Origin of the sequence: Kocuria sp. HMSC066H03 (genome assembly GCF_001812045.1) — a bacterium.
In the GTDB taxonomy this organism is placed as follows: domain Bacteria; phylum Actinomycetota; class Actinomycetes; order Actinomycetales; family Micrococcaceae; genus Kocuria; species Kocuria rhizophila.
On record NZ_KV807509.1, the window covers coordinates 290194 to 310923 of the forward strand.

General features: G+C 71.1%; 12 protein-coding genes and 1 tRNA gene. 1 reads left to right on the forward strand and 12 read right to left on the reverse strand.

Going from position 1 to position 20730, the window contains the following annotated elements:
* Window positions 1-68: 68 nt before the first annotated feature.
* From rpsA to HMPREF2833_RS10120, 4 genes are all read right to left on the reverse strand, one after another.
* Window positions 69-1556 (reverse strand): 30S ribosomal protein S1, encoded by a 1488-nt coding sequence (gene rpsA / locus HMPREF2833_RS10105; RefSeq protein WP_039101216.1) that lies wholly within the window; start codon window positions 1554-1556, stop codon window positions 69-71.
* Window positions 1557-1716: 160 nt separating this feature from the next.
* The gene (locus tag HMPREF2833_RS10110) at window positions 1717-3114 is read right to left on the reverse strand and encodes a GNAT family N-acetyltransferase (RefSeq protein WP_070637889.1); all 1398 of its coding nucleotides are present in this window, start codon (window positions 3112-3114) and stop codon (window positions 1717-1719) included.
* A 131-nt stretch (window positions 3115-3245) separates the two neighbouring features.
* A complete protein-coding gene (gene polA, locus HMPREF2833_RS10115) occupies window positions 3246-6122 on the reverse strand; it encodes a DNA polymerase I (RefSeq protein WP_070637892.1) in 2877 nt (958 codons plus the stop codon).
* Window positions 6123-6166: 44 nt separating this feature from the next.
* Window positions 6167-6823, reverse strand: coding sequence for an ANTAR domain-containing response regulator (locus tag HMPREF2833_RS10120; RefSeq protein WP_246829143.1), 657 nt, complete (start codon window positions 6821-6823; stop codon window positions 6167-6169).
* 235 nt (window positions 6824-7058) lie between these two features.
* On the opposite strand from HMPREF2833_RS10120, the gene HMPREF2833_RS10125 reads away from it, so the two are divergent.
* Window positions 7059-7143 (forward strand) — tRNA-Leu (locus tag HMPREF2833_RS10125).
* 242 nt (window positions 7144-7385) lie between these two features.
* On the opposite strand, the gene pyk is transcribed toward HMPREF2833_RS10125, so the two are convergent.
* The 8 genes from pyk to HMPREF2833_RS10165 form a co-directional block, all read right to left on the reverse strand.
* A complete protein-coding gene (gene pyk / locus HMPREF2833_RS10130) occupies window positions 7386-8891 on the reverse strand; it encodes a pyruvate kinase (RefSeq protein WP_019309084.1) in 1506 nt (501 codons plus the stop codon).
* 243 nt (window positions 8892-9134) lie between these two features.
* Window positions 9135-10598: a glutamate synthase subunit beta gene (locus HMPREF2833_RS10135; protein WP_039101227.1), complete on the reverse strand. Its 1464-nt coding sequence runs from the start codon at window positions 10596-10598 to the stop codon at window positions 9135-9137.
* Entirely contained in the window at window positions 10591-15285 is a 4695-nt protein-coding gene (gene gltB, locus HMPREF2833_RS10140) for a glutamate synthase large subunit (protein WP_070637895.1), read from the reverse strand. The genes HMPREF2833_RS10135 and gltB overlap by 8 nt, the downstream gene beginning before the upstream one ends.
* A gap of 348 nt (window positions 15286-15633) precedes the next feature.
* Window positions 15634-16512, reverse strand: coding sequence for a prolipoprotein diacylglyceryl transferase (lgt, locus tag HMPREF2833_RS10145; RefSeq protein ID WP_039101229.1), 879 nt, complete (start codon window positions 16510-16512; stop codon window positions 15634-15636).
* On the reverse strand, window positions 16509-17300 hold the full coding sequence (trpA, locus tag HMPREF2833_RS10150; RefSeq protein WP_052239271.1) for a tryptophan synthase subunit alpha: 792 nt from the start codon (window positions 17298-17300) through the stop codon (window positions 16509-16511). The genes lgt and trpA overlap by 4 nt, the downstream gene beginning before the upstream one ends.
* Before the next feature lie 80 nt (window positions 17301-17380).
* A complete protein-coding gene (locus tag HMPREF2833_RS10155; RefSeq protein WP_336884772.1) occupies window positions 17381-19642 on the reverse strand; it encodes a bifunctional phosphoribosylanthranilate isomerase/tryptophan synthase subunit beta in 2262 nt (753 codons plus the stop codon).
* A gap of 44 nt (window positions 19643-19686) precedes the next feature.
* Window positions 19687-19932, reverse strand: a complete 246-nt coding sequence (locus tag HMPREF2833_RS10160) for an HGxxPAAW family protein (RefSeq protein WP_019309078.1) — start codon at window positions 19930-19932, stop codon at window positions 19687-19689.
* Between the two features lie 125 nt (window positions 19933-20057).
* The gene (locus tag HMPREF2833_RS10165) at window positions 20058-20729 is read right to left on the reverse strand and encodes a Trp biosynthesis-associated membrane protein (RefSeq protein ID WP_019309077.1); all 672 of its coding nucleotides are present in this window, start codon (window positions 20727-20729) and stop codon (window positions 20058-20060) included.
* Between the last annotated feature and the right edge of the window lies 1 nt (window position 20730).

Sequence of the window (20730 nt, forward strand, 5' to 3'; positions counted from 1 at the left end):
ACCCCGAATGGGGTGCGGGACCTCTCTCACGGGCGGGTTTCCCTCACGGGATCACCCACACGCTCGACTCAGTGGCCGGTGAGCTTCTCGCGCAGAGCGGCGAGGGCCTCGTCGGACGCCAGCGTGCCGGAGTCCTCGGCCGGGGCCTCGGACGAGTAGCTCGTGGGGCCGGAGGAGTGGCTCTGCGACGGGCTGGACGAGGAGGAGGACGACGAGGACGACGTGGTCGCGGCCTCGGCATCGTCCTGGATGTGCTTGCGCACCTGCTCCTTGTGCGCCTCCCACCGGGACTGGGCCTGAGCGTACTGCTCCTCCCACGCGGCGCGCTGATCCTCGTAGCCCTCGATCCACTCGTTGGTCTCGGGATCGAAGCCCTCGGGGTACTTGTAGTTGCCCTGCTCGTCGTACTCCGCGGCCATGCCGTACTGGGCGGGATCGAACTCGGTGGACTCCGGGTCCACGCCCTCGTTCGCCTGCTTCAGGGACAGCGAGATGCGGCGGCGCTCCAGGTCGATGTCGATGACCTTGACGAACAGCTCCTCGTTGACGGAGACGACCTGCTCGGCCATGTCCACGTGGCGCTGGGCCAGCTCGGAGATGTGCACCAGGCCCTCGATGCCGTCCTCGACGCGCACGAACGCACCGAACGGAACCAGCTTGGTGACCTTGCCCGGCACGACCTGACCCAGGGCGTGGGTGCGGGCGAACAGCTGCCAGGGATCCTCCTGGGTGGCCTTGAGCGACAGGGACACGCGCTCGCGGTCCATGTCCACGTCCAGGACCTCCACGGTGACTTCCTGACCGACCTCGACGACCTCGGAGGGGTGGTCGATGTGCTTCCAGGACAGCTCGGAGACGTGCACGAGGCCGTCCACGCCACCCAGGTCCACGAACGCACCGAAGTTGACGATCGAGGACACGGTGCCCGTGCGGACCTGGCCCTTCTGCAGCTGCTGCAGGAAGTTGGCGCGGACCTCGGACTGGGTCTGCTCGAGCCATGCACGGCGGGACAGGACCACGTTGTTGCGGTTCTTGTCCAGCTCGATGATCTTGGCCTCGAGCTGCTGGCCGATGTACGGCGCGAGGTCGCGGACGCGACGCATTTCCACGAGGGAGGCCGGCAGGAAGCCGCGCAGGCCGATGTCCAGGATGAGACCACCCTTGACGACCTCGATGACGGTACCGGTGACGACGCCGTCGTCCTCCTTGACCTTCTCGATGTCGCCCCAGGCGCGCTCGTACTGGGCGCGCTTCTTGGACAGGATCAGGCGACCTTCCTTGTCCTCCTTGGTGAGGACCAGAGCCTCCACCTCGTCACCCACGGCCACAACATCGTCGGGGTTGATGTCGTGCTTGATGGACAGCTCGCGAGAGGGGATGACACCTTCGGTCTTGTACCCGATGTCCAGGAGGACCTCGTCGCGGTCGACCTTGACGACGGTGCCTTCCACGAGGTCGCCGTCGTTGAAGTACTTGATGGTCGCGTCGACAGCGGCGAGGAAGTCCTCTTCGGTTCCGATGTCGTTGACGGCGACCTGCTGGGTGGTGGTGGTCATGTAGTAGGGACTCCGATGGAATTGGTGTGATGGATTGTCACTTCCGCACCCGCGCCGCGAGGGCACGGCGGAGCGGAAGAGTCGAACTTGGTGTGGGCGTGCGAAAACACGCACCGTACCAGTCTAGTGCCCGGCAGGTGCGTGTTCAAGCGGCTGAGCGTCAGAACGGGGAGATGCAGTACGGGTCCGCCGTGGTGGTCATCAGGTCCTGGAGGTCCCGCAGCGCGTCGTCGTCCCGCACCCGCAGCAGACCCGCCTGGTGCAGCGTGGACGCCTTGACCGCGCCCAGGTAGAGGGACCCGAGCAGGTCCACGGTCAGCGCGGCGTCGACCCCCTCCGGCAGCTCGACCTCCGGCATGGACGCGCCCGCCCGGTCGCTCTCGGTGCGGGGCCGGTCCCCCACCCGCGCCACGCGGGTCTCCCCGTCCGTGGTGTCGATCTCGTAGATCCCGTCCGCGAACCCCAGCGAGTCCACCACGGCGAGGGTCATCCTCCGGTGCGCGGTGTAGTGACGGGCGGACAGCGCGGCCACGGGGTCCAGGACCCGCAGCCACACCCGGTCGGTGCGCTTGTGCACGGTGTACGCAGACATGTCCACCATGCCCCACATCAGGGGATCCTCGATGGGTGCCGACTTGTAGCGCACCTCGGTGACGAGGTCCAGGTTGCACAGGAACTCCCACAGGGCGATCTGCGCCTGGGAGTCCGCGCCCACCAGGTCCACGACCTCCAGGGTTCCCTCGTAGCCCTGGGTGGGCAGGAACTTGTAGCTCACGTAGCCGTCCGGCTGACCCTGCTCGTCGTAGTGCACGGCGGTGCGGACCTCGGGCTCGGCGGCGCCGCGGTGCCAGTTCCACTGCCCCGAGACGTAGTCCCACCACTTCACGGTGCGCCGCAGCGAACCGGCGGTGGCGCGGTGGAAGCGCTCGAAGATCTGCGGGGCCAGCTCGGCAACGGCCAGGTTGTCGGCCATCTCCACCGTCCCCACGGTGGGGGCCTTGAGCTGGAGCCGGGAGTGCGCGTCCACCGTGACCTCGGCGTTGAACGTGGCGGCACCGAATCCGAACCGGCCGTAGATCGTGGCCTCGGAGGCGGTCAGCGCCGCCACCGGGAACCCGGCCTCGTGCGCCTCGGAGAGGTCCTGCGTCATGAGGCGGCGCAGCAGACCCCGCCGGGCGTGGGTGGGTCGCACGGTGACCTCGGAGATCAGCCACGCGGGGATGCTGCGGCCCTCGCCCAGCGTCAGCTCGGAGTCCCACGAGCAGAACGTGGCCACGGGACGCTCCGCACCCAGGGCCGCGGGGGGCACGGGATCCGCCGTGTACACGGAGCGCAGCCGGGTGCCCGCCTCCCGCAGGGAGCGCAGGATCCGCCGGGTGGCCTCGTCGGTGGGCTCGGCGTCGTGGAACCCCTGGTACACCGCGCGGTTCCACTGCACGGCCTCGGGGTTGTCCGCGAGCGAGCCCTCGGTCACGGTGAACCGCCGCAGCCGGTAGGTGTTGCCCCGTGCGGTGTGGGTGGTCTCGGTGGGCTGGTCCTGAGGGGGTGTCGTACTCATCGTGCTCCTTCGTTCCGTGCACCGGCCCCGGGTCCCTCCCACGACGGGGAGGAGCCGTACGGGGCCGCAGGGGTCGGGGGTGCGGGGCCCGGCAGCCGGTCCGGGCTGCCGGGCCGTTCGCGGGGGCGGGGTCAGTGCGCCGCCTGGTGCCATGTGGGCCCGGTGCCCACGTTCACGTCCAGGGGCACCGTGAGATCGGCCGCGCCGGCCATCTCGGTGCGCAGGATCTTCTCCACGGCGTCCTTCTCCCCGGGGGCCACCTCCACGATGAGCTCGTCGTGGACCTGCAGCAGAACGCGGGAGCGGAGCTCACCGTCCCGCAGCGCCCGGTCCACACCGATCATCGCCTTCTTGATGATGTCCGCCGCGGAGCCCTGGATGGGAGCGTTCAGGGCCATGCGCTCCGCGGCCTGGCGGGCCTGCCGGTTGTCGCTCGTGAGGTCCGGGAGGTAGCGGCGGCGGCCGTCGATGGTCTCGGTGTAGCCCTTGGAACGGGCCTCCTCCACGACGCCGCGCAGGAAGTCCCGCACGCCCCCGAAGCGCTCGAAGTAGCCGCTCATCATGGTCCGGGCCTCGTCCACGCCGATGTTCAGCTGCTGGGAGAGTCCGTAGGAGCTCAGCCCGTAGACCAGCCCGTAGCTCATGGCCTTGACCTTGGATCGCATCTGCGGGGTGACGTCCCCGGGGGCCACGTCGAAGACGCGGGAGCCCACGAAACGGTGCAGGTCCTCACCGCCCCGGAAGGCCTCGATCAGCCCCTCGTCCCCGGACAGGTGCGCCATGATGCGCATCTCGATCTGGGAGTAGTCCGCGGTCATCAGGCACTCGAAAGGACCCGTGGCGTCCTCCCCCACCACGAAGACGTCCCGGATGCGCTGCCCCTGCTCGGTGCGCACCGGGATGTTCTGCAGGTTGGGGCCCGTGGAGGAGAGCCGCCCGGTGGCCGCCACGGTCTGCTGGTAGGTGGTGTGGATGCGGCCGTCGTCCGCGATCGCGTCCCGCAGGCCCGCCACGATCTGCTTGAGCTTGGAGTACTCGCGCCAGTGCATCAGGGCCACCAGGAACCGGGAGCCGGGGGTGTCCGGGGAGACCTTGCCGATCAGGTCCGCCACGGCGGCGGCGTCCGTGGTGTAGCCGGTCTTGGTCTTCTTGGTCTTGGGCAGTCCCAGCTCGTCGAACATCACGGCCTGCAGCTGCTTGGTGGAACCCAGGTTGACCTCGTGGTCGAGCTGCGCCTGGGCCTGCTCGAATGCCTGGTCGATGGGGTGCTGGAGGTCCTCGAACAGGGCGTCGATTCCCGGGCGGTCCATCGCGATCCCGGTGGCCTCCATGCGGGCGAGGATCACCGCGAGCGGCATCTCGAGCTCGGTGAGCAGTCCGAGCTGCCCGTCCGCCTCCAGCAGCCCGCGCAGGTGCTCGCTGAGGTCCCGGCACGCGCGACCGAGGGTGGCCTCGCGCACCAGCACCGCCTCGCTCAGGCCGCCGAGCCTGTCCTCCTCGTCCAGGGCGAGCTCGGTCTGCCCGTGCGCATCCCCGGCGGTGTCCTCCGCCGCGGGAACCTCGACCTCGAGGTGCTGGGCCAGCTGGGCCTCCAGCTCGTAGGAGCGCAGCGCCGGCCGGAGCAGGTAGCCCGAGAGCTGGACGTCGTCCACGACCCCCGCGAGGTCGATGCCCCGCTGGATCAGCCCGTGGTAAAGGTCCTTGAGGCCGTCCACGATCTTGGGGGCCGCGGCGTCCCCGAGCCAGGACTCCACGGCGTGCGTGAGGTCCTCGTCCGCCGCCACGAGATCGACCACGGCACCCGTGTCCCCGGTGAGCACGAGCGTGGTGACCTCTTCCCCGCTGAGCGCCTTGGGGTCCGGGGACAGCCGGCGCACGACCACGGGCACTCCGTCCTCCTGGGCGGCCAGCCAGTCGGCGAACTCCTGGGCGGCGCGCACCACGGTGACGTCCGTGACGGGGGCGAGCACGGCGGCGTCGTCCGCGGGAACGTCCCCGCCGAAGGCGTCCAGCAGGCGTCCGCGCAGCTGGGAGCCGAACTCGAGCTCGTCGAACACCTCGCCCACGCGCTCGGCGTCGGCCCGCGGAAGCACCGCGGTGGACAGGTCGATGTCCAGGGGCAGGTCCGTGACCAGCCGGTTGAGCTTGCGGTTGCGCCGCACGAGGTCCTCGTTCTCGCGCAGGGCCTCCCCCTTCTTGCCGGTGATCTGCGCGGCGTGCTCCAGCAGGGACTCCACGGGGCCGTAGGCGGTGATCCACTTGGCCGCGAATCCGGGGCCCACCCCCGGGACACCCGGGAGGTTGTCCGCGGTCTCCCCCGTGAGTGCGGCGAGATCGGGGTAGTTCTGGGGTGCCACCTTGTACTTCTCGAAGACGGCGGCCGCGTCCATGCGCCGCAGGTCCGAGGGTGTGCGGCCGGGGTAGACCACGTTCACGTGGTCCGTGATCATCTGGAACGCGTCCCGGTCCCCGGAGAACACGAGGACCTCGAAGTCGTCCGCGGCGGCGCGGGAGGCCAGCGTGGCCAGGACGTCGTCCGCCTCGTAGCCCTCCATGGTGACGATCGGAACGCCCAGCGCCTCCAGGACGCGCTGGATGTTGGGAACCTGGCCGTGGAACTCCTCGGGAGTCTCGTCGCGGCCGCCCTTGTACTCTCCGTACTCCTGGGAGCGCAGCGTGGGGCCCTCGAGGTCGAAGGAGACCACCAGGTGGGTGGGCTTCTCCTCGCGCACCAGCTTGACCATGGTGTTCACGAAGCCGTAGACACCCTCCGTGTGCACTCCGTCGGAGGTCACGAATCCGGGACCGCCGCCGTACTCGGCGGCGCGCGACAGCGCGAAGAAGGCCCGGAACGCCAGGGAGTGCCCGTCGATGAGCAGCAGTCTCCGATCGGGGCGGGACACCGGCTCGGGCAGGGGCACCTGCTGCGGGGCGTCGGTCTTCTCGCCGATCACCACCGTGCGGGGCGTGCTCGGATCCTGGCTGGGCTGCTGGCTCGTCTCGGTCACGCACCCATCCTAGGGGCACCCCCGGACAGGGAGCTGGGGGACGCTCAGGCCACCTGGTTGATGATGGCCTCCGCGACCTCGCGCATGGACAGTCTGCGGTCCATGGAGGTCTTCTGGATCCAGCGGAACGCCTCGGGCTCGGACAGCCCCATCTTGGACTGCAGCAGAGACTTGGCGCGCTCCACGAGCTTGCGGGTGGCGAACTGCTCCTTCATGTCCGCGACCTCGTTCTCGAGTGCCGCGATCTCCTCGAAGCGGGACATCGCGATCTCGATCGCGGGGACCACGTCGTCCACGGTGAACGGCTTGACCACGTAGGCCATGGCCCCGGCCTCGCGGGCGCGCTCCACGAGCTCGCGCTGGCTGAAGGCGGTCAGCAGGACCACGGGGGCGATCCGGTCCGCGGCGATCTGCTCCGCGGCCGTGATGCCGTCCATCACGGGCATCTTGACGTCCATCAGCACGAGGTCCGGGCGGTGCTCGGTGGCCAGGGCCACCGCCTGCTCGCCGTTCTCGGCCTGGGCCACCACGCGGTAGCCGGCGTCCTCGAGCATCTCCACGACGTCCATGCGGATCAGGGCCTCGTCCTCGGCCACGACCACCGTCCGGGGGGCGGAACCCGTGGCACCCGCGGTCGAGGCGGTCTCCTGCTCGCCCGGCTCCTCCGCCGTGGCGGGGTCAGGGTCGGGGGTGGTCGGCATATCCGTCACGGGCACTCCTGGTCTCGAGGTGGTCACGATGTTCTCGACACCGCATCCAACCACGGGAGCGGCCCCGGCGCCCCGTGAGACACAGCACACCGCCGCGCCGGGCGGGGTCACCGGCGGAGCGCCCGGTGTCCCTGCCATGCTAGTCCCATCATGTAGGCTGTGAGCCGCACCGGCGCCTGAGCCCCCGGATCCCTCGGCGATCCGCGGCGGCTGACGCACGGTCCGGGCCCAAGTGGCGGAATTGGCAGACGCGCCGCACTCAAAATGCGGTATGGAGACATGTGTGGGTTCGAGTCCCACCTTGGGCACCACGAATCACCTGGTCAGAGCACCACGACGTACGGCCCCGTTGACGCGGGGCCGTACGTCGTTTCCGGGCGGCCGTCCGCACAGGACCCGCTCCGCCCTCCGGACCGGCACCTGCCCCCGGGCGGGCCCGGTGGGCGGTCACCACGACGACGACGCGGGGTGCCGATCCCTCGGATCCGCACCCCGCGTCGTCGTCCACGGCGCCCCGTCAGACCGGGAGCGCGCCGGTCAGCCGGTCACCGGCTCACGGCTCGCGCCAGGAACCGGACCCGCGCAGCGTCTCCCGCCACGGGCCCACACCCTCGTGCGGCTCGCGCTGCGGGGCCTCCCCCGCGTCCTGGAGGTCCCCCACCCGGTGCACCTTCACCAGGTTGGTGGACCCGGCGTGCCCTGGGGGCGAGCCGGCGCAGATCACGACCATGTCTTGCGTGTCCGCGAGGTCGTACTGCAGCAGGTGGTGGTCCACCTGTCGGGTCATCTCGTCCGTGTGCTCCACGCGGTCCACGCGGATGGGCTGCACACCCCAGAGCAGCTGCAACCAGGACTGCACGCTCTTCTCGGGCGTAAAGGCCAGGATGGGACGGTCGGGCCGCAGCCGGGAGAGCCGGCGTGCGGAGTCCCCGGACTGCGTGAAGGTGCAGATGTAGGGGACGTCCAGCTGCCGGGCGATGGTCACCGCCGCGCGGGTGACCGCGCCCCCGCGGGTCCGCGGCTCGGTGCCGAGCGGCGGCATCCGGTCCATGCCCTCGGTCTCTGTGGCCTCGATGATGCTCGCCATGGTCTCGAGCGTCTTGATGGGGTACTTGCCCACGGAGGTCTCGCCCGAGAGCATGACCGCGTCCGCGCCGTCGAGCACGGCGTTGGCGCAGTCCGAGGCCTCGGCGCGCGTGGGGCGCGGGTTGTCGATCATGGACTCCAGCACCTGGGTGGCCACGATGACCGGCTTGGCCCAGCGGCGGGCCAGCTCGATCGCACGCTTCTGGACGATCGGGACGGCCTCGAGGGGAAGCTCCACACCGAGGTCGCCGCGGGCCACCATGATGCCGTCGAACGCGTCGATGATCTCGTGCAGCGCGTCCACCGCCTGGGGCTTCTCGATCTTGGCGATCACGGGGATCTTGCGACCCTCCTCCGCCATGATCTCGTGCACCCGGGTGATGTCCTTGGCGTCCCGCACGAAGGACAGCGCGATGATGTCCACGCCGCGCTGCAGCGCCCAGCGCAGGTCCGCCTCGTCCTTGTCGCTGAGGGCAGGGACGTTGACGGCCACGCCCGGCAGGTTGATGCCCTTGTGGTCGGAGACCGGTCCGGCCACGACCACCTCGGTGGTGACGTCCGTGTCCGTGACCCCGGTGGCGCGCAGGGCCACCTTGCCGTCGTCGATCAGCAACGGGTCCCCCACGGAGACGTCCCCGGGCAGGCCCTTGTGGGTGGTGGAGCAGATCTCCCGGGTCCCGGGCACGTCCCGGACGGTGATCGTGAAGGTGTCACCGACCTCCAGCTCGTGCGGGCCGTCCGAGAAGTTGCCCAGGCGGATCTTGGGGCCCTGCAGGTCCGCGAGGATCGCCACCGTGGTGTCGAGCTCCTCGCTGGCCCGGCGGATGTTCTCGTAGGAGGCGCTGTGCACGGAGTGGTCCCCGTGGCTCATGTTCAGGCGGGCCACGTTCATGCCGGCCCGGATCGCCTGGGTGATGTTCTCGTACGAGGAGATGGCGGGGCCGATGGTGGCCACGATCTTCGCTCGACGCATGGGGTGACTCCTTCTCGAAGAACGGATGGTTGTCACACACAGCGGAAGCGGCCGGGTCACGCTGCCGATGCTGCGTGGCCGCGGCCGCTCCGCCGATGTTGCCTCCAGCCTAACAATCCCGGGCGCTCGAAGAACATGAGCCCGCTTACCAGGCGCCGCACGCTGCGTCACACCCGCCGCGCGGGGCACGACGCCGCCGGGCCGGCGTCCGCGGCTGTGGGCCGGGGACCGCCGCGGCGGGCCTCACAGGCTCAGGTCGATCGCGCGCTCCGAGGGTGCCACGGGCTCCGGCAGCCGGGTCTGGCCCGTGAGGTGGCGCTCCACGTTCGCGGCGCACGCGCGACCCTCCGCGATGGCCCAGACCACGAGCGACTGACCGCGCCCGGCGTCTCCGCACGAGAACACGCCGTCCACCTCGGTCATGTAGCTCTCGTCCCGTGCCACGTTGCCGCGACCGTCCAGCGCCACGGGCAGCTGCTCCGTGAGCTGCTCCGACTCGTTGCCCGTGAACCCGAGGGCCAGCAGCACGAGGTCAGCGGGCAGCACCTCCTCGGTCCCGGGACGGGGGCCGCGGGAGCCGTCCTCGCGGTACTCGGTCTCGGCCACGCGCAGTCCGGTGACGTGCCCGTCCTCCCCCACGAACTCCACGGTGGAGGCCAGGAAGGTGCGCTCCCCGCCCTCCTCGTGGGACGTGGAGACCTCGAAGACCTTGGGCATCATGGGCCACGGCTCCTCGTCCGCCCGGTCCACGGGCGGCTTGCGGCCGATGGCCAGCGACGTCACGGACGCGGCCCCCTGTCGCAGGGCAGTGCCGATGCAGTCGGAGCCGGTGTCCCCGCCTCCCAGCACGATCACGTGCTTGCCGCGCGCGTCCACCAGGTCCGGGACCTCGTCCCCCGCCACGTGCCTGTTGGAGCGCACCAGGTAATCCATCGCGGGGTGGATCCCGTCGAGGTCCCGCCCGGGGATCTCCAGCTCACGGGGCCGTGTGGCACCCGTGGCCACGACCACGGCGTCGTACCGCCGGCGCAGCACGTCCCACGTGATGTCCCGGCCGATCTCCACGCCCGGTCGGAAGCGCGTACCCTCCTGGCGCATGACGTCCAGTCGGCGTTCCAGCACCGACTTCTCCAGCTTGAAGTCGGGGATGCCGTAGCGCAGCAGCCCGCCGATGCGGTCGTCGCGCTCGTACACGGCCACCGTGAACCCCGCCTGCGTGAGCTGCTGGGCCGCCGCGAGCCCGGCGGGACCGGAGCCGACCACCGCGACGGTCCGGCCTACGAGCCGCTGCGGGATGCACGGCTCGATCAGGCCGTCCTCGAACGCCTTCTCCCCGATCGCGTACTCCACCTGCTTGATGGTCACGGGATCCTGGTTGATGCCCAGCACGCACGAGGACTCGCACGGCGCCGGGCAGACCCGGCCGGTGAACTCGGGGAAGTTGTTGGTGGCGTGCATCCGCTCGGACGCCTCGCCCCACTGCTCCCGCCACACCAGGTCGTTCCACTCCGGGATCAGGTTGCCCAGCGGGCACCCCTGGTGGCAGAAGGGCACGCCGCAGTCCATGCAGCGCCCGGCCTGCTGGTGGAGCACACCGGCCTCCTGGCGCTGCTGGACCTCCTTCCAGTCCATCAGGCGCACCGGGACGGGACGCTTGGGACGGTCCGCGCGCTCGCGGACGGTCAGGAAACCACGGGGATCAGCCACGTCGGGTCGCCTCCAGGATCTTGTGCCAGGTGCCGTCGCCGTCCGGGTCCTCGCCCTCGGCCTCGGCCTCGTTGCGCAGTGCCAGCACCGCGGAGTAGTCCCGCGGCAGCACCTTGGTGAAGCGGGTCAGGCTGTGCTGCGGGTCCGCGAGCAGCGTGGCGGCGAAATCGGAGCCCGTCTCCTCGCCGTGGCGCTTGAGCAGCTCCAGCACCAGCTCGCGGTCGTTGCCGTCCAGGTGCCCGAGCTGCAGGTCGCCGTTGGCACGGGCCTGCCGGTTCACATCCGTCTCGTCCAGGTCCAGCACGTAGGCCACTCCCCCGGACATGCCGGCGCCGAAGTTGCGTCCGGTCTCACCGAGCACGAGCGCGACGCCGCCGGTCATGTACTCGCAGCCGTGGTCCCCGATGCCCTCGACCACCGCGGTGGCGCCCGAGTTGCGGACCAGGAACCTCTCGCCCACCACGCCGTTGAAGAACATCTCACCGCTCGTGGCGCCGTAGCCGATCACGTTGCCCGCGATCACGTTCTCGTGGGCCGTGAAGCCCGCGTCCCGCGGTGGCCGCACCACGATCCGCCCGCCGGAGAGCCCCTTGCCGGTGTAGTCGTTGGCGTCCCCCTCGAGACGCAGCGTGATGCCGCGCGGGATGAAGGCGCCGAGCGACTGGCCCGCCTCACCGGTGAGGGTCACGTCGATCGTGTCGTCCGGCAGCTCGCGCGTGCCCAGGGCGTTCGTGACCGTGTAGCCGAGCATGGTCCCCACCGCACGGTCCGTGTTGACCACGCGTTCCTGGACCCGCACGGGCTCCGCGCGCTCGATGGCCGGTGCCGCGAGCGGGATGAGCCGGTTGTCGAAGTGCTTCTCCAGCTCGTGGTCCTGCGACGTGGTGTTGCGCAGCCCGTCCGTGACGCCCTCCGCGCGGAAGGAGTCCAGCACGGGGCTCAGGTCCAGTCCTTTGGCCTTCCAGTGCTCGACGGCCTCCCGGGTGCGCAGCACCTCCGCGTGGCCCACGGCCTCCGCGATGCTGCGGAAGCCGAGCTCCGCAAGGTGCTCGCGCACCTCCTGGGCGATGAACTCGAAGAAGTTCACCACGTGCTCCGCCTTGCCCGTGAACCGCGAGCGCAGCTCGGGGTTCTGGGTGGCCACGCCCACGGGGCACGTGTCCAGGTGGCACTTGCGCATCATGATGCAGCCCTCCACCACGAGCGGGGCGGTGGCGAAGCCGAACTCCTCGGCGCCCAGCAGGGCGGCCACGACGACGTCCCGGCCGGTCTTGAGCTGCCCGTCCGCCTGCACCACCACGCGTTCGCGCAGCCCGTTGAGCCGCAGGGTCTGCTGGGTCTCGGCGAGTCCCAGCTCCCACGGCATGCCCGCGTGCTTGAGCGAGTTCAGCGGCGCGGCGCCCGTGCCGCCGTCGTGGCCGGACACCAGCACGACGTCGGCCTTGGCCTTGGTCACGCCCGCCGCCACGGTGCCGATGCCCCGTTCCGAGACGAGCTTGACGTGCACGCGCGCCCTGGGGTTGGCGCGCTTGAGGTCGTAGACGAGCTGCGCCAGGTCCTCGATCGAGTAGATGTCGTGGTGCGGCGGCGGAGAGATCAGGGACACCCCGGGGGTGGAGTGCCGGGTGCGGGCGATCCACGGGTAGACCTTCTGGGCCATGAGCTGGCCGCCCTCACCGGGCTTGGCGCCCTGGGCCATCTTGATCTGCAGGTCGTCGGCGGAGGCCAGGTAGAGGCTCGTGACGCCGAAGCGTCCCGAGGCCACCTGCTTGATGGCGGAGCGGCGCTCGGGGTCCACGAGCCGCTCCACGTCCTCGCCGCCCTCGCCCGTGTTGGACTTCCCGCCCAGCCGGTTCATGGCGATCGCGAGGGTCTCGTGCGCCTCCATGGAGATGGAGCCGTAGCTCATGGCACCGGTGGAGAAGCGCTTGACGATCTCGCTGACGGGCTCGACCTCGTCGATATCCACCGGCTCCCGGGTGGAGGCGAAGCTCATCAGCCCGCGCAGGGACGCGATCTCCCGGGCCTGGCTGTCCACCCGCTGCGTGTAGGACTTGAAGATGTCGTAGCGCCCCGTGCGCGTGGCGTGCTGCAGCCGGAACACCGTGTGGGGGTCGAAGAGGTGGCGGGGCCCCTCGCGGCGCCAGTCGTACTCTCCGCCGGTCGCGAGGTCCCGGTGGGGCTCGGTGACGCCGTCCTCCGGGTACGCGAGCCGGTGCCGCGCCTCGGTCTCCGCGGCAATGACGTCCAGGCCCACGCCCTCGATCTGCGTGCGGGTTCCGGAGAAGTAGTCCGCCACGAGCTCGCTGGACAGCCCGAGCGCCTCGAAGGTCTGGGCACCGCAGTAGGACTGCACGGTGGAGATGCCCATCTTGGACATGATCTTCTGCACGCCCTTGCCGAGCGCCGTGATGAGGTTCGCCACGGCCTGCTCCTCGGTGACGCCGGTGACCTCACCGCGGCGCACGAGCTCCTCGGCGGACTCCATGGCCAGGTACGGGTTCACGGCGGAGGCTCCGTAGCCCAGCAGCAGCGCCACGTGGTGGACCTCCCGCACGTCCCCGGACTCCACGATCAGCGCCACCCTGGTGCGGGTGGCCGAGCGCAGCAGGTGGTGGTGCACCGCGGAGGTCAGCAGCAGGGACGGGATCGGAGCCCACGCCCCGTTGGAGTCCCGGTCCGAGATGATCACGAACTGCACACCGCGGTTGACCGCGGCGGAGACCTTCTCACAGATCTCCGCGATCCGGTCGCGCAGCGAGCGCGCGCCGTCCACGGGCCGGTAGAGCCCGCGCACGCGCAGACTCAGCGACGCGCCGTCGTCGTCCTCCAGGTGGGCGAACTGGTCCAGCTGGTCGTTGTCGATGACCGGGAAGTCCAGGCGGATCTGCCGCGTGCGGGTCTGAGCGGTGGAGAGCATGTTGGCCATGGGCCCCACGGCGCACGCCATGGAGGTCACGAGCTCTTCGCGGATGGCGTCCAGCGGGGGGTTGGTGACCTGTGCGAAGGACTGCACGAAGTAGTCGTAGAGCAGCCGCGACCGGTTGGAGAGCACGGCCACGGGGGTGTCGGTGCCCATCGCGTAGATGGGCTCGGCGCCCGCCGCGGCCATGGGGCCCACGATCATCTTGAGCTCTTCCTCGGTGTAGCCGAAGGTCTTCTGCCGCAGCCGCACGGAGTGGGCCGGGTGGCTCATGTGCTCACGCTCGGGGAGCTCGGAGACCGGCCGGACCGACTCCCGCACCCAGTCCTCCCAGGGTTTCGCGGCGGCGAGCTCCTCCTTGATCTCGGCGTCCTCCACGATCCGCCCGGCCCGGGTGTCCACGAGGAACATGGTGCCGGGTGCCACCCGGCCCTTGCGGACCACACGGCGGTCCCCCACGTCCACCACGCCCACCTCGGACGCGAAGACCACGAGGCCGTCCTCGGTCTGCCAGAAGCGCCCCGGGCGCAGCCCGTTGCGGTCCAGCACGGACCCCACGCGCACGCCGTCCGTGAACGACACGCACGCCGGCCCGTCCCACGGCTCCATGAGGGTTGAGTGGTACTCGTAGAACGCCTTGAGCCGGGGGTCCATGCTCTCGTGGTTCTGCCAGGCCTCCGGGATCAGCATCAGCATGGTCTCGGTGATCGGGCGTCCCGCGAGCTGCAGCAGCTCCGCGACCTCGTCGAGGGACTGGGAGTCGGAGGCGCCCTCGGAGCAGATCGGGTAGAGGTCCTCGGGCTGGCGGCCCAGCACGGCGCCGGACATCGAGGACTGCCGGGCGCGCATCCAGTTGCGGTTGCCCACCACGGTGTTGATCTCCCCGTTGTGCGCCAGGGTGCGCATGGGCTGGGCCAGGGGCCAGGACGGGAAGGTGTTGGTGGAGAACCGGGAGTGCACCACGGCCAGCTCGGTGGTGAAGCGGGGGTCGGAGAGGTCCGGGTAGAACGGCTCCAGCTGCGCCGTGCTCAGCATGCCCTTGTACACGAGCGTGTGGGAGGAGAAGGACGGGAAGTAGATCCCGAATTTGTTCTGGGCCCGCTTGCGCACGCGGAAGACCCGCTGGTCCAGCTCCAGCTGCGCGGCGTCCCGCTCCGACGACGCCGCACCGTCGGCGGACGGGGACGCGGCAGCGTCCGCCGCGCCCGCGGCCGCGACGAAGACCTGCACGAACGTGGGCATCACCGCGCGGGCGGAGGCCCCCACGGCATCCTCGACCACCGGGACGTCCCGCCAGCCCAGCACCGTGAGCTGCTCGGCGCGCGCGAGGTCCTCGAGAGCTGCCTTGAGCTCGGACAGGTGGGCTCCGCCGGTGGGCATGAACGCCGTGCCCACGGCGTAGGAACCGCGCGGCGGCAGTCGGAAGTCCACGCTCTGCCGCAGGAAGTCGTGCGGGATTTGGGTGAGGATGCCGGCGCCGTCGCCCGTGCCCTCGTCCCCGCCCACCGCGCCGCGGTGCTCGAGGTTGCGCAGCGCGGTCAGGGCGGCGTCCACGATGTCGTGGGACGCCGTGCCGTTCAGGGTGGCGACCACCGCGAGGCCGCACGCGTCCTTCTCGTCCTCCGCGCGGTACAGCCCCTGGTCCTGGGGCACGGCGGAGAACTGCTCGAAGGGAGAGACGACCTCCGGGCCGGGCCCGGTGGGCGCGTGGGCTGCGGGCTCGTGCTCGCGGGGCGCCGAGTGGGGCGCGTGCTGCTGACTCATGACGGAGCTCCTCACCAAGGGGTGGGCTGGTCTGGTGCGTCGACGATGCCCGGGAACACTCGGTGGGTGCGCGGCGGACGTCGTGGGATCCAGGTGACGCCTGTGTCCGCCCCGTTGCGGAAAGGATGCGGCTTCGTGGGAAGCCGTGGATCGGCACCGGTGGGAGCCCGGGGTGGCGGTTCCCACGCGGTGCTCCGGTAACGTAGCACGTTGCTCAGATCACAACCCGGCCCCACCGGGTTATCCCAGCATGTGGACACGGTCCACATGCTGGACACGGCAACGCCCCGGGTCACAGGTCGACGGATCCGGTGCCCGGGGCGGTGGCCGCGCGGGTGGGCGGTGCGCTCAGTCCGCGCTCGGCGCGGCTCCCGCCACCGTGGCGGCCGGCGTGGTGGGCCCCGTCCGCCGGGCCCGGCGCCCCAGGACGAGGAACAGCACCAGACCCCCGAGCACGATCAGCAGGGACGTCCACACGTGCACACGCACCCCGAGCACCATGAGGGCGGGGTCCACGCGCAGGAACATCTCGATGAACAGCCGCCCGACGCCGTAGTACACCATGTAGAGCGCGAAGACCCGGCCGTGGGTCACGCGCATCCGGCGCTCGGCGAGGAGCAGGAGCACCACACCCAGCAGGTCCCACAGGCTCTCGTAGAGGAACGTGGGGTGGAACAGGGTGTCCGGGGGCAGCCCCGGCGGGAAGTTGGCAGAGCTCGGGGAGATCTCCAGGCCCCAGGGCAGCGTGGTGGGTTTGCCGAAGAGCTCCTGGTTGAACCAGTTGCCCCAGCGGCCGATGGCCTGGGCGAGCAGCAGCCCCGGGGCCACGCAGTCCGCGAAGACGTGCAGCGGCAGACCGTAGCGGCGGCACACCAGCCACGCGGCGCCGGCACCGGCGGTGACCGCGCCCATGATGCCGATCCCGCCCTCCCAGATCCGCAAGACGTCCCACGGATCGGCACCCGGGCCGAAGTAGCCCATGGGGTCGGTGATGAGCACGTGGTAAGCACGGGCGCCCACGATCCCGGCGAGCACCGCCCAGAAGACGATGTCCCACAGCACGTCCGGGTCCTGCCCGCGCCGGGTCCAGCGCCGCATGGTCAGCCACACGGCCAGCGCCATGCCCAGCAGGATGCACAGCGCGTAGAAGTGGATGGTGAGGAACCCGATGTGGATGCTGCTGATCGCCGGCGAGGGGATGGACGCCGGCACCACGAGGCCCCTCACGCTCGTCCCGCGAGCTCGGCGGCCAGGCGTCCCACGGCCTCGGGACCGCCGCCCCGCAGTGCGCGCACGAGCGCCGTGCCCACGATGACACCGTCCGCGTACTCTCCGATCTCCAGCACGTGCTCGCGCGTGGAGACCCCCAGGCCCACGCACACCCGCTCCGCACCGGCCGCACGGGCACGCGCCACCACGTCCTCCGCGGCGGAGGACACGCTGTCCCGCGCACCCGTCACGCCCATCACGGACACCGCGTACACGAAGCCCGACGACGCGTGCACGGTCATGTCCATGCGCTCGCGCGTGGTGGACGGGGCCACCAGGAAGATCCGGTCCAGCCCGTGCTCCTCGGAGGCCGCGAACCACTCACCGGCCTCGTCCGGGATCAGGTCCGGGGTGATGATCCCCGCTCCCCCGGCCTCGCTCAGCCGGCGGGCGAACTCGTCCACACCGGTCTGCAGCACGGGGTTCCAGTAGGTCATGACCACGGGAACGGCATCCGTCTGCTCGGCCACGGCGCGCACCACGGTGAACACGTCCGAGACGCGGAAGCCGTTGGCCAGGGACTCGGTGGTGGCGGCCTGGATCACGGGCCCGTCCATGACGGGGTCAGAGTAGGGGATCCCGATCTCGATGACGTCCGCGCCGTTGCGCCCGAGGGCCACGGCTGCCTCGACAGACTCCGCCACCGTGGGGTACCCCGCGGGGAGGTAGCCCACGAGTGCGGGTCGGCCCTGCTCCCGGCACTGCTCGATCCTGCGGGACAGGGCGGAGTCGCCCGCCCGGGACAGGTTCTGCGGCACGATCCGCCCGGTCAGGCTCCCGGCGGTGCTCTCAGACCTCTCGGAGTTCAAGGGGTGTGCGGTGGTGCTCACAGCTGCTCGCCTTTCTGCGCGACGCGTTCCTCGTGGCTGTCGTCCGGGAGCATGTCGAACCACTCCGCGGCCGTGGCCACGTCCTTGTCGCCGCGCCCGGAGAGGGACACCACGATGATCTTCTGGGCGGCGGCCTCGGGCCCGAGCTCACCGACCCACCGGGAGGCAACCTCACGGGCGCCCGCCAGCGCGTGGCAGGACTCGATCGCGGGGATGATCCCCTCGGTGCGGCACAGCAGCCGGAACGCGTCCATGGCCTGCTGGTCCGTGACGGCCTCGTACGCCACCCGGCCGATCGAGTGCAGGTAGGAGTGCTCCGGGCCCACGGCCGGGTAGTCCAGGCCCGCGGAGATGGAGTGGGACTCCACGGTCTGGCCGTCCGTGTCCTGCATCAGGAACGTCTTCGCCCCGTGCAGCACACCCGGGCGGCCCAGGGAGATGGTCGCGGCGTGGCGGCCGGTGGACACGCCGTCGCCCCCGGCCTCGTTGCCGTAGAGCTGCACCGAGGCGTCGTCCAGGAAACCGTGGAAGATGCCGATCGCGTTGGAGCCGCCGCCCACGCACGCGGTCACGGCGTCCGGAAGGCGCCCGGCCTGCTCGAGGATCTGCGCCCGGGCCTCCTCACCGATCTGCTCGTGGAAGTAGCGCACCATGGCCGGGAACGGGTGCGGGCCGGCGGCGGTTCCCAGCAGGTAGTGGGTGGTGTCCACGGAAGCCACCCAGTCCCGCAGGGCCTCGTTGATGGCGTCCTTGAGGGTGCGCGAGCCGTTGGTCACGGCCACCACCTCGGCGCCCAGCAGGCGCATGCGCGCGACGTTCAGCGCCTGGCGCCGGGTGTCCTCCTCCCCCATGTACACCGTGCACTCCATGCCGAACAGCGCGGCGGCGGTCGCGGTGGCCACGCCGTGCTGGCCCGCGCCGGTCTCCGCGATCAGGCGGGTCTTGCCCATGCGGCGGGCCAGCAGCGCCTGCCCGAGCACGTTGTTGATCTTGTGGGAGCCGGTGTGGTTGAGGTCCTCGCGCTTGAGGAACACCCGCACGCCCAGCTCGGCGCCGAAGCGCTCGGCCTCGGTGAGCAGGGAGGGGCGGCCCGCGTAGTCCCGGCAGAGCCGCTGGAACTCCGCCTGGAACTCGTCGTCCGTGCGGGCCTTCTCGAACGTCTCCGTGAGCTCGTCGAGGGCCGCCACGAGGGACTCGGGCATCCAGCGCCCGCCGAAGTCCCCGAAGTAGGGACCCGGCGCGTTGCGCAGCGAACCGGTGTTCTCGGCGGAGTCGGCGCCGGCGGCCTGCGAGGCGGCGTGCTCCGCCTGGGCCGCGGGAGGGGTGGCCCCCTCCAGGAACTCGCCCCGTGCCAGGGCGCCCACCTCGCGGAACCGCGAGATCCGCTGGGACGGGTCCTCGGCGGTCACGAGCGCCTCCCCCGTGAGCACGGCGTTGGCCCCGTGCCCGGCGTACAGCCGCACCTGGTCCTCGCCCACGATTCCCGACTCCGCCACGAGCACCGCGTCCTGGGGCAGCCGGCGGGCCAGGCGGCCGAACGTGTCCACGTCCACCTCGAGGGTCTTGAGGTTGCGGGTGTTGACACCGATGATGCGGGCGCCGGCCGCGACCGCGCGGTCGATCTCCGCCTCCGTGTGCGTCTCCACGAGGGCGTGCATCCCCAGGTGGTGGGTGAGCTCGAGCAGCCTGGTCAGGGTGTGGTCGTCCAGCGCGGCCACGATGAGCAGCACGATGTCCGCCCCGTGGGCCCGGGCCTCCCACACCTGGTAGTCCTCCACCACGAAGTCCTTGCGCAGCACCGGGATCCCCACCGCGCGGCGCACGGCGTCGAGGTCCTCGAGGGAGCCGCCGAAGCGGCGCTGCTCGGTCAGCACGGAGATGGCGGAGGCGCCACCCCGCTCGTAGGCGGCCGCGAGGGCGGCGGGGTCCGTGATCTCGGCCAGGGCCCCCTTGGAGGGGCTGGAGCGCTTGACCTCGGCGATGACCTGCACGGCGGCGGGGTCCGAGCCCCGCAGCGCCGCCTCGGCGTCCAGCGCCGGCGTCTGCTCTGCCGCCGCGCGCTGCACCTCCTGCAGGCTCACCGCGGACCTGCGCGTCTCGAGGTCCTCCCGCACCCCCTCGATGATCTGGTCCAGCACCGTGCCGGTATCCTGCTGCGTCATGAGACTCCCTTGCCTGTCGACGGATGGGGGCGGCGCCGCCCACCCGCCACGCTGATGACGATGGCCAGCTCCCCGTGTCCAGGAGCCGGCCATCATCCGGTGACGTTCAACCTGACCGCGCCCGCGAGCGGGCGCGGGGGTCAGTGCGCGGTGGTCTTCGCCCCGCCCTTGCCGTAGCCCATGGCCTTGAGCACGCCGCCCACGACGAGGCCCACGACGATGAACCCGATGCCCACCACGGTCACGGGCACGGAGGCGTTGATGAACCCGACGCAGCCGACGATGACGCCCACGGTCATCACGGCCACGCAGGCCCACGCGGCCACGGTGTTGCCGTGCCCCACCGCGGCGGTGTGGTCCAGGATGATCTGATCGGTGTTCGACATGCGTGTCCACTCTCCCGTGCAGGTTGAGCCCAAGGCTCTCGTTGTGACGTACTCGCGTGCGGTGCGAGGCCGAGTCTTCTCCGTGCCCATTGTGCCACTACCCGGGCTCGCTCAGCGGCAGCGTCTCACGTGTTCCGCGTGGGATCCTCGCCGCGGGTCAGGGCGTCCCACGTGTCGATGTCGTCCGCGTGGTCGGCCGCCTGGGTCTCACCGGGCGGGGTGCTCGACGCGCCCGCCGCGCTCGTCGACCCCTCGTCCGTCACGTCCTGCCCGGTCGCCGCGGTGTCCTGCGGACCCGCGGCACCCGTGAGCGGCGCGCGGTCGTAGCGCTGGGTCGCACGAGCCCGCACCCGCTGGGCCACGAGCACGAGCCAGATCCCGCACAGGCCCAGCAGGACCGCCGCCGCCACGGCGGCCCAAGGCCACGCGGTCATGGCGTACTCGCCGCCGCCGCTGATCACGCCGGTCTGGGCGCCCACGGCGGGCTGGGCCGCCGCCCGCGGGTCCGCCGTGACGGCGAGCACCGCGGCCACCGCGCCCGCACCGGCGAGGACCACGACGACGCCCACGACCGTCCGCAGGATCCGCCCCCCCAGGGCGGAGGCCACCGCGGCCACGGCGGCCACGAGACCCAGGGCCGTGACGGCCGGCGCGGCGTCGGCACCCGTGACGTCCACCGTGACCGGCTGGAGGGACGTGGTGACGGCGGCGTGGATCCAGGCCTGGGTGGTGGTGCCGAACAGCGCGAGCGCGCACAGCAGCGTGCTCAGGACGGCGGGGGCGGTGCGACGCGGCAAG

Coding starts and splice junctions, on each gene's coding strand:
- rpsA (WP_039101216.1), bottom strand. CDS start 1,556: ATGACCACCACCACCCAGCAGGTCGCCGTCAACGACATCGGAACCGAA.
- HMPREF2833_RS10110 (WP_070637889.1), bottom strand. CDS start 3,114: ATGAGTACGACACCCCCTCAGGACCAGCCCACCGAGACCACCCACACC.
- HMPREF2833_RS10120 (WP_246829143.1), bottom strand. CDS start 6,823: ATGCCGACCACCCCCGACCCTGACCCCGCCACGGCGGAGGAGCCGGGC.
- pyk (WP_019309084.1), bottom strand. CDS start 8,891: ATGCGTCGAGCGAAGATCGTGGCCACCATCGGCCCCGCCATCTCCTCG.
- gltB (WP_070637895.1), bottom strand. CDS start 15,285: ATGAGTCAGCAGCACGCGCCCCACTCGGCGCCCCGCGAGCACGAGCCC.
- HMPREF2833_RS10155 (WP_336884772.1), bottom strand. CDS start 19,642: ATGATGGCCGGCTCCTGGACACGGGGAGCTGGCCATCGTCATCAGCGT.
- HMPREF2833_RS10160 (WP_019309078.1), bottom strand. CDS start 19,932: ATGTCGAACACCGATCAGATCATCCTGGACCACACCGCCGCGGTGGGG.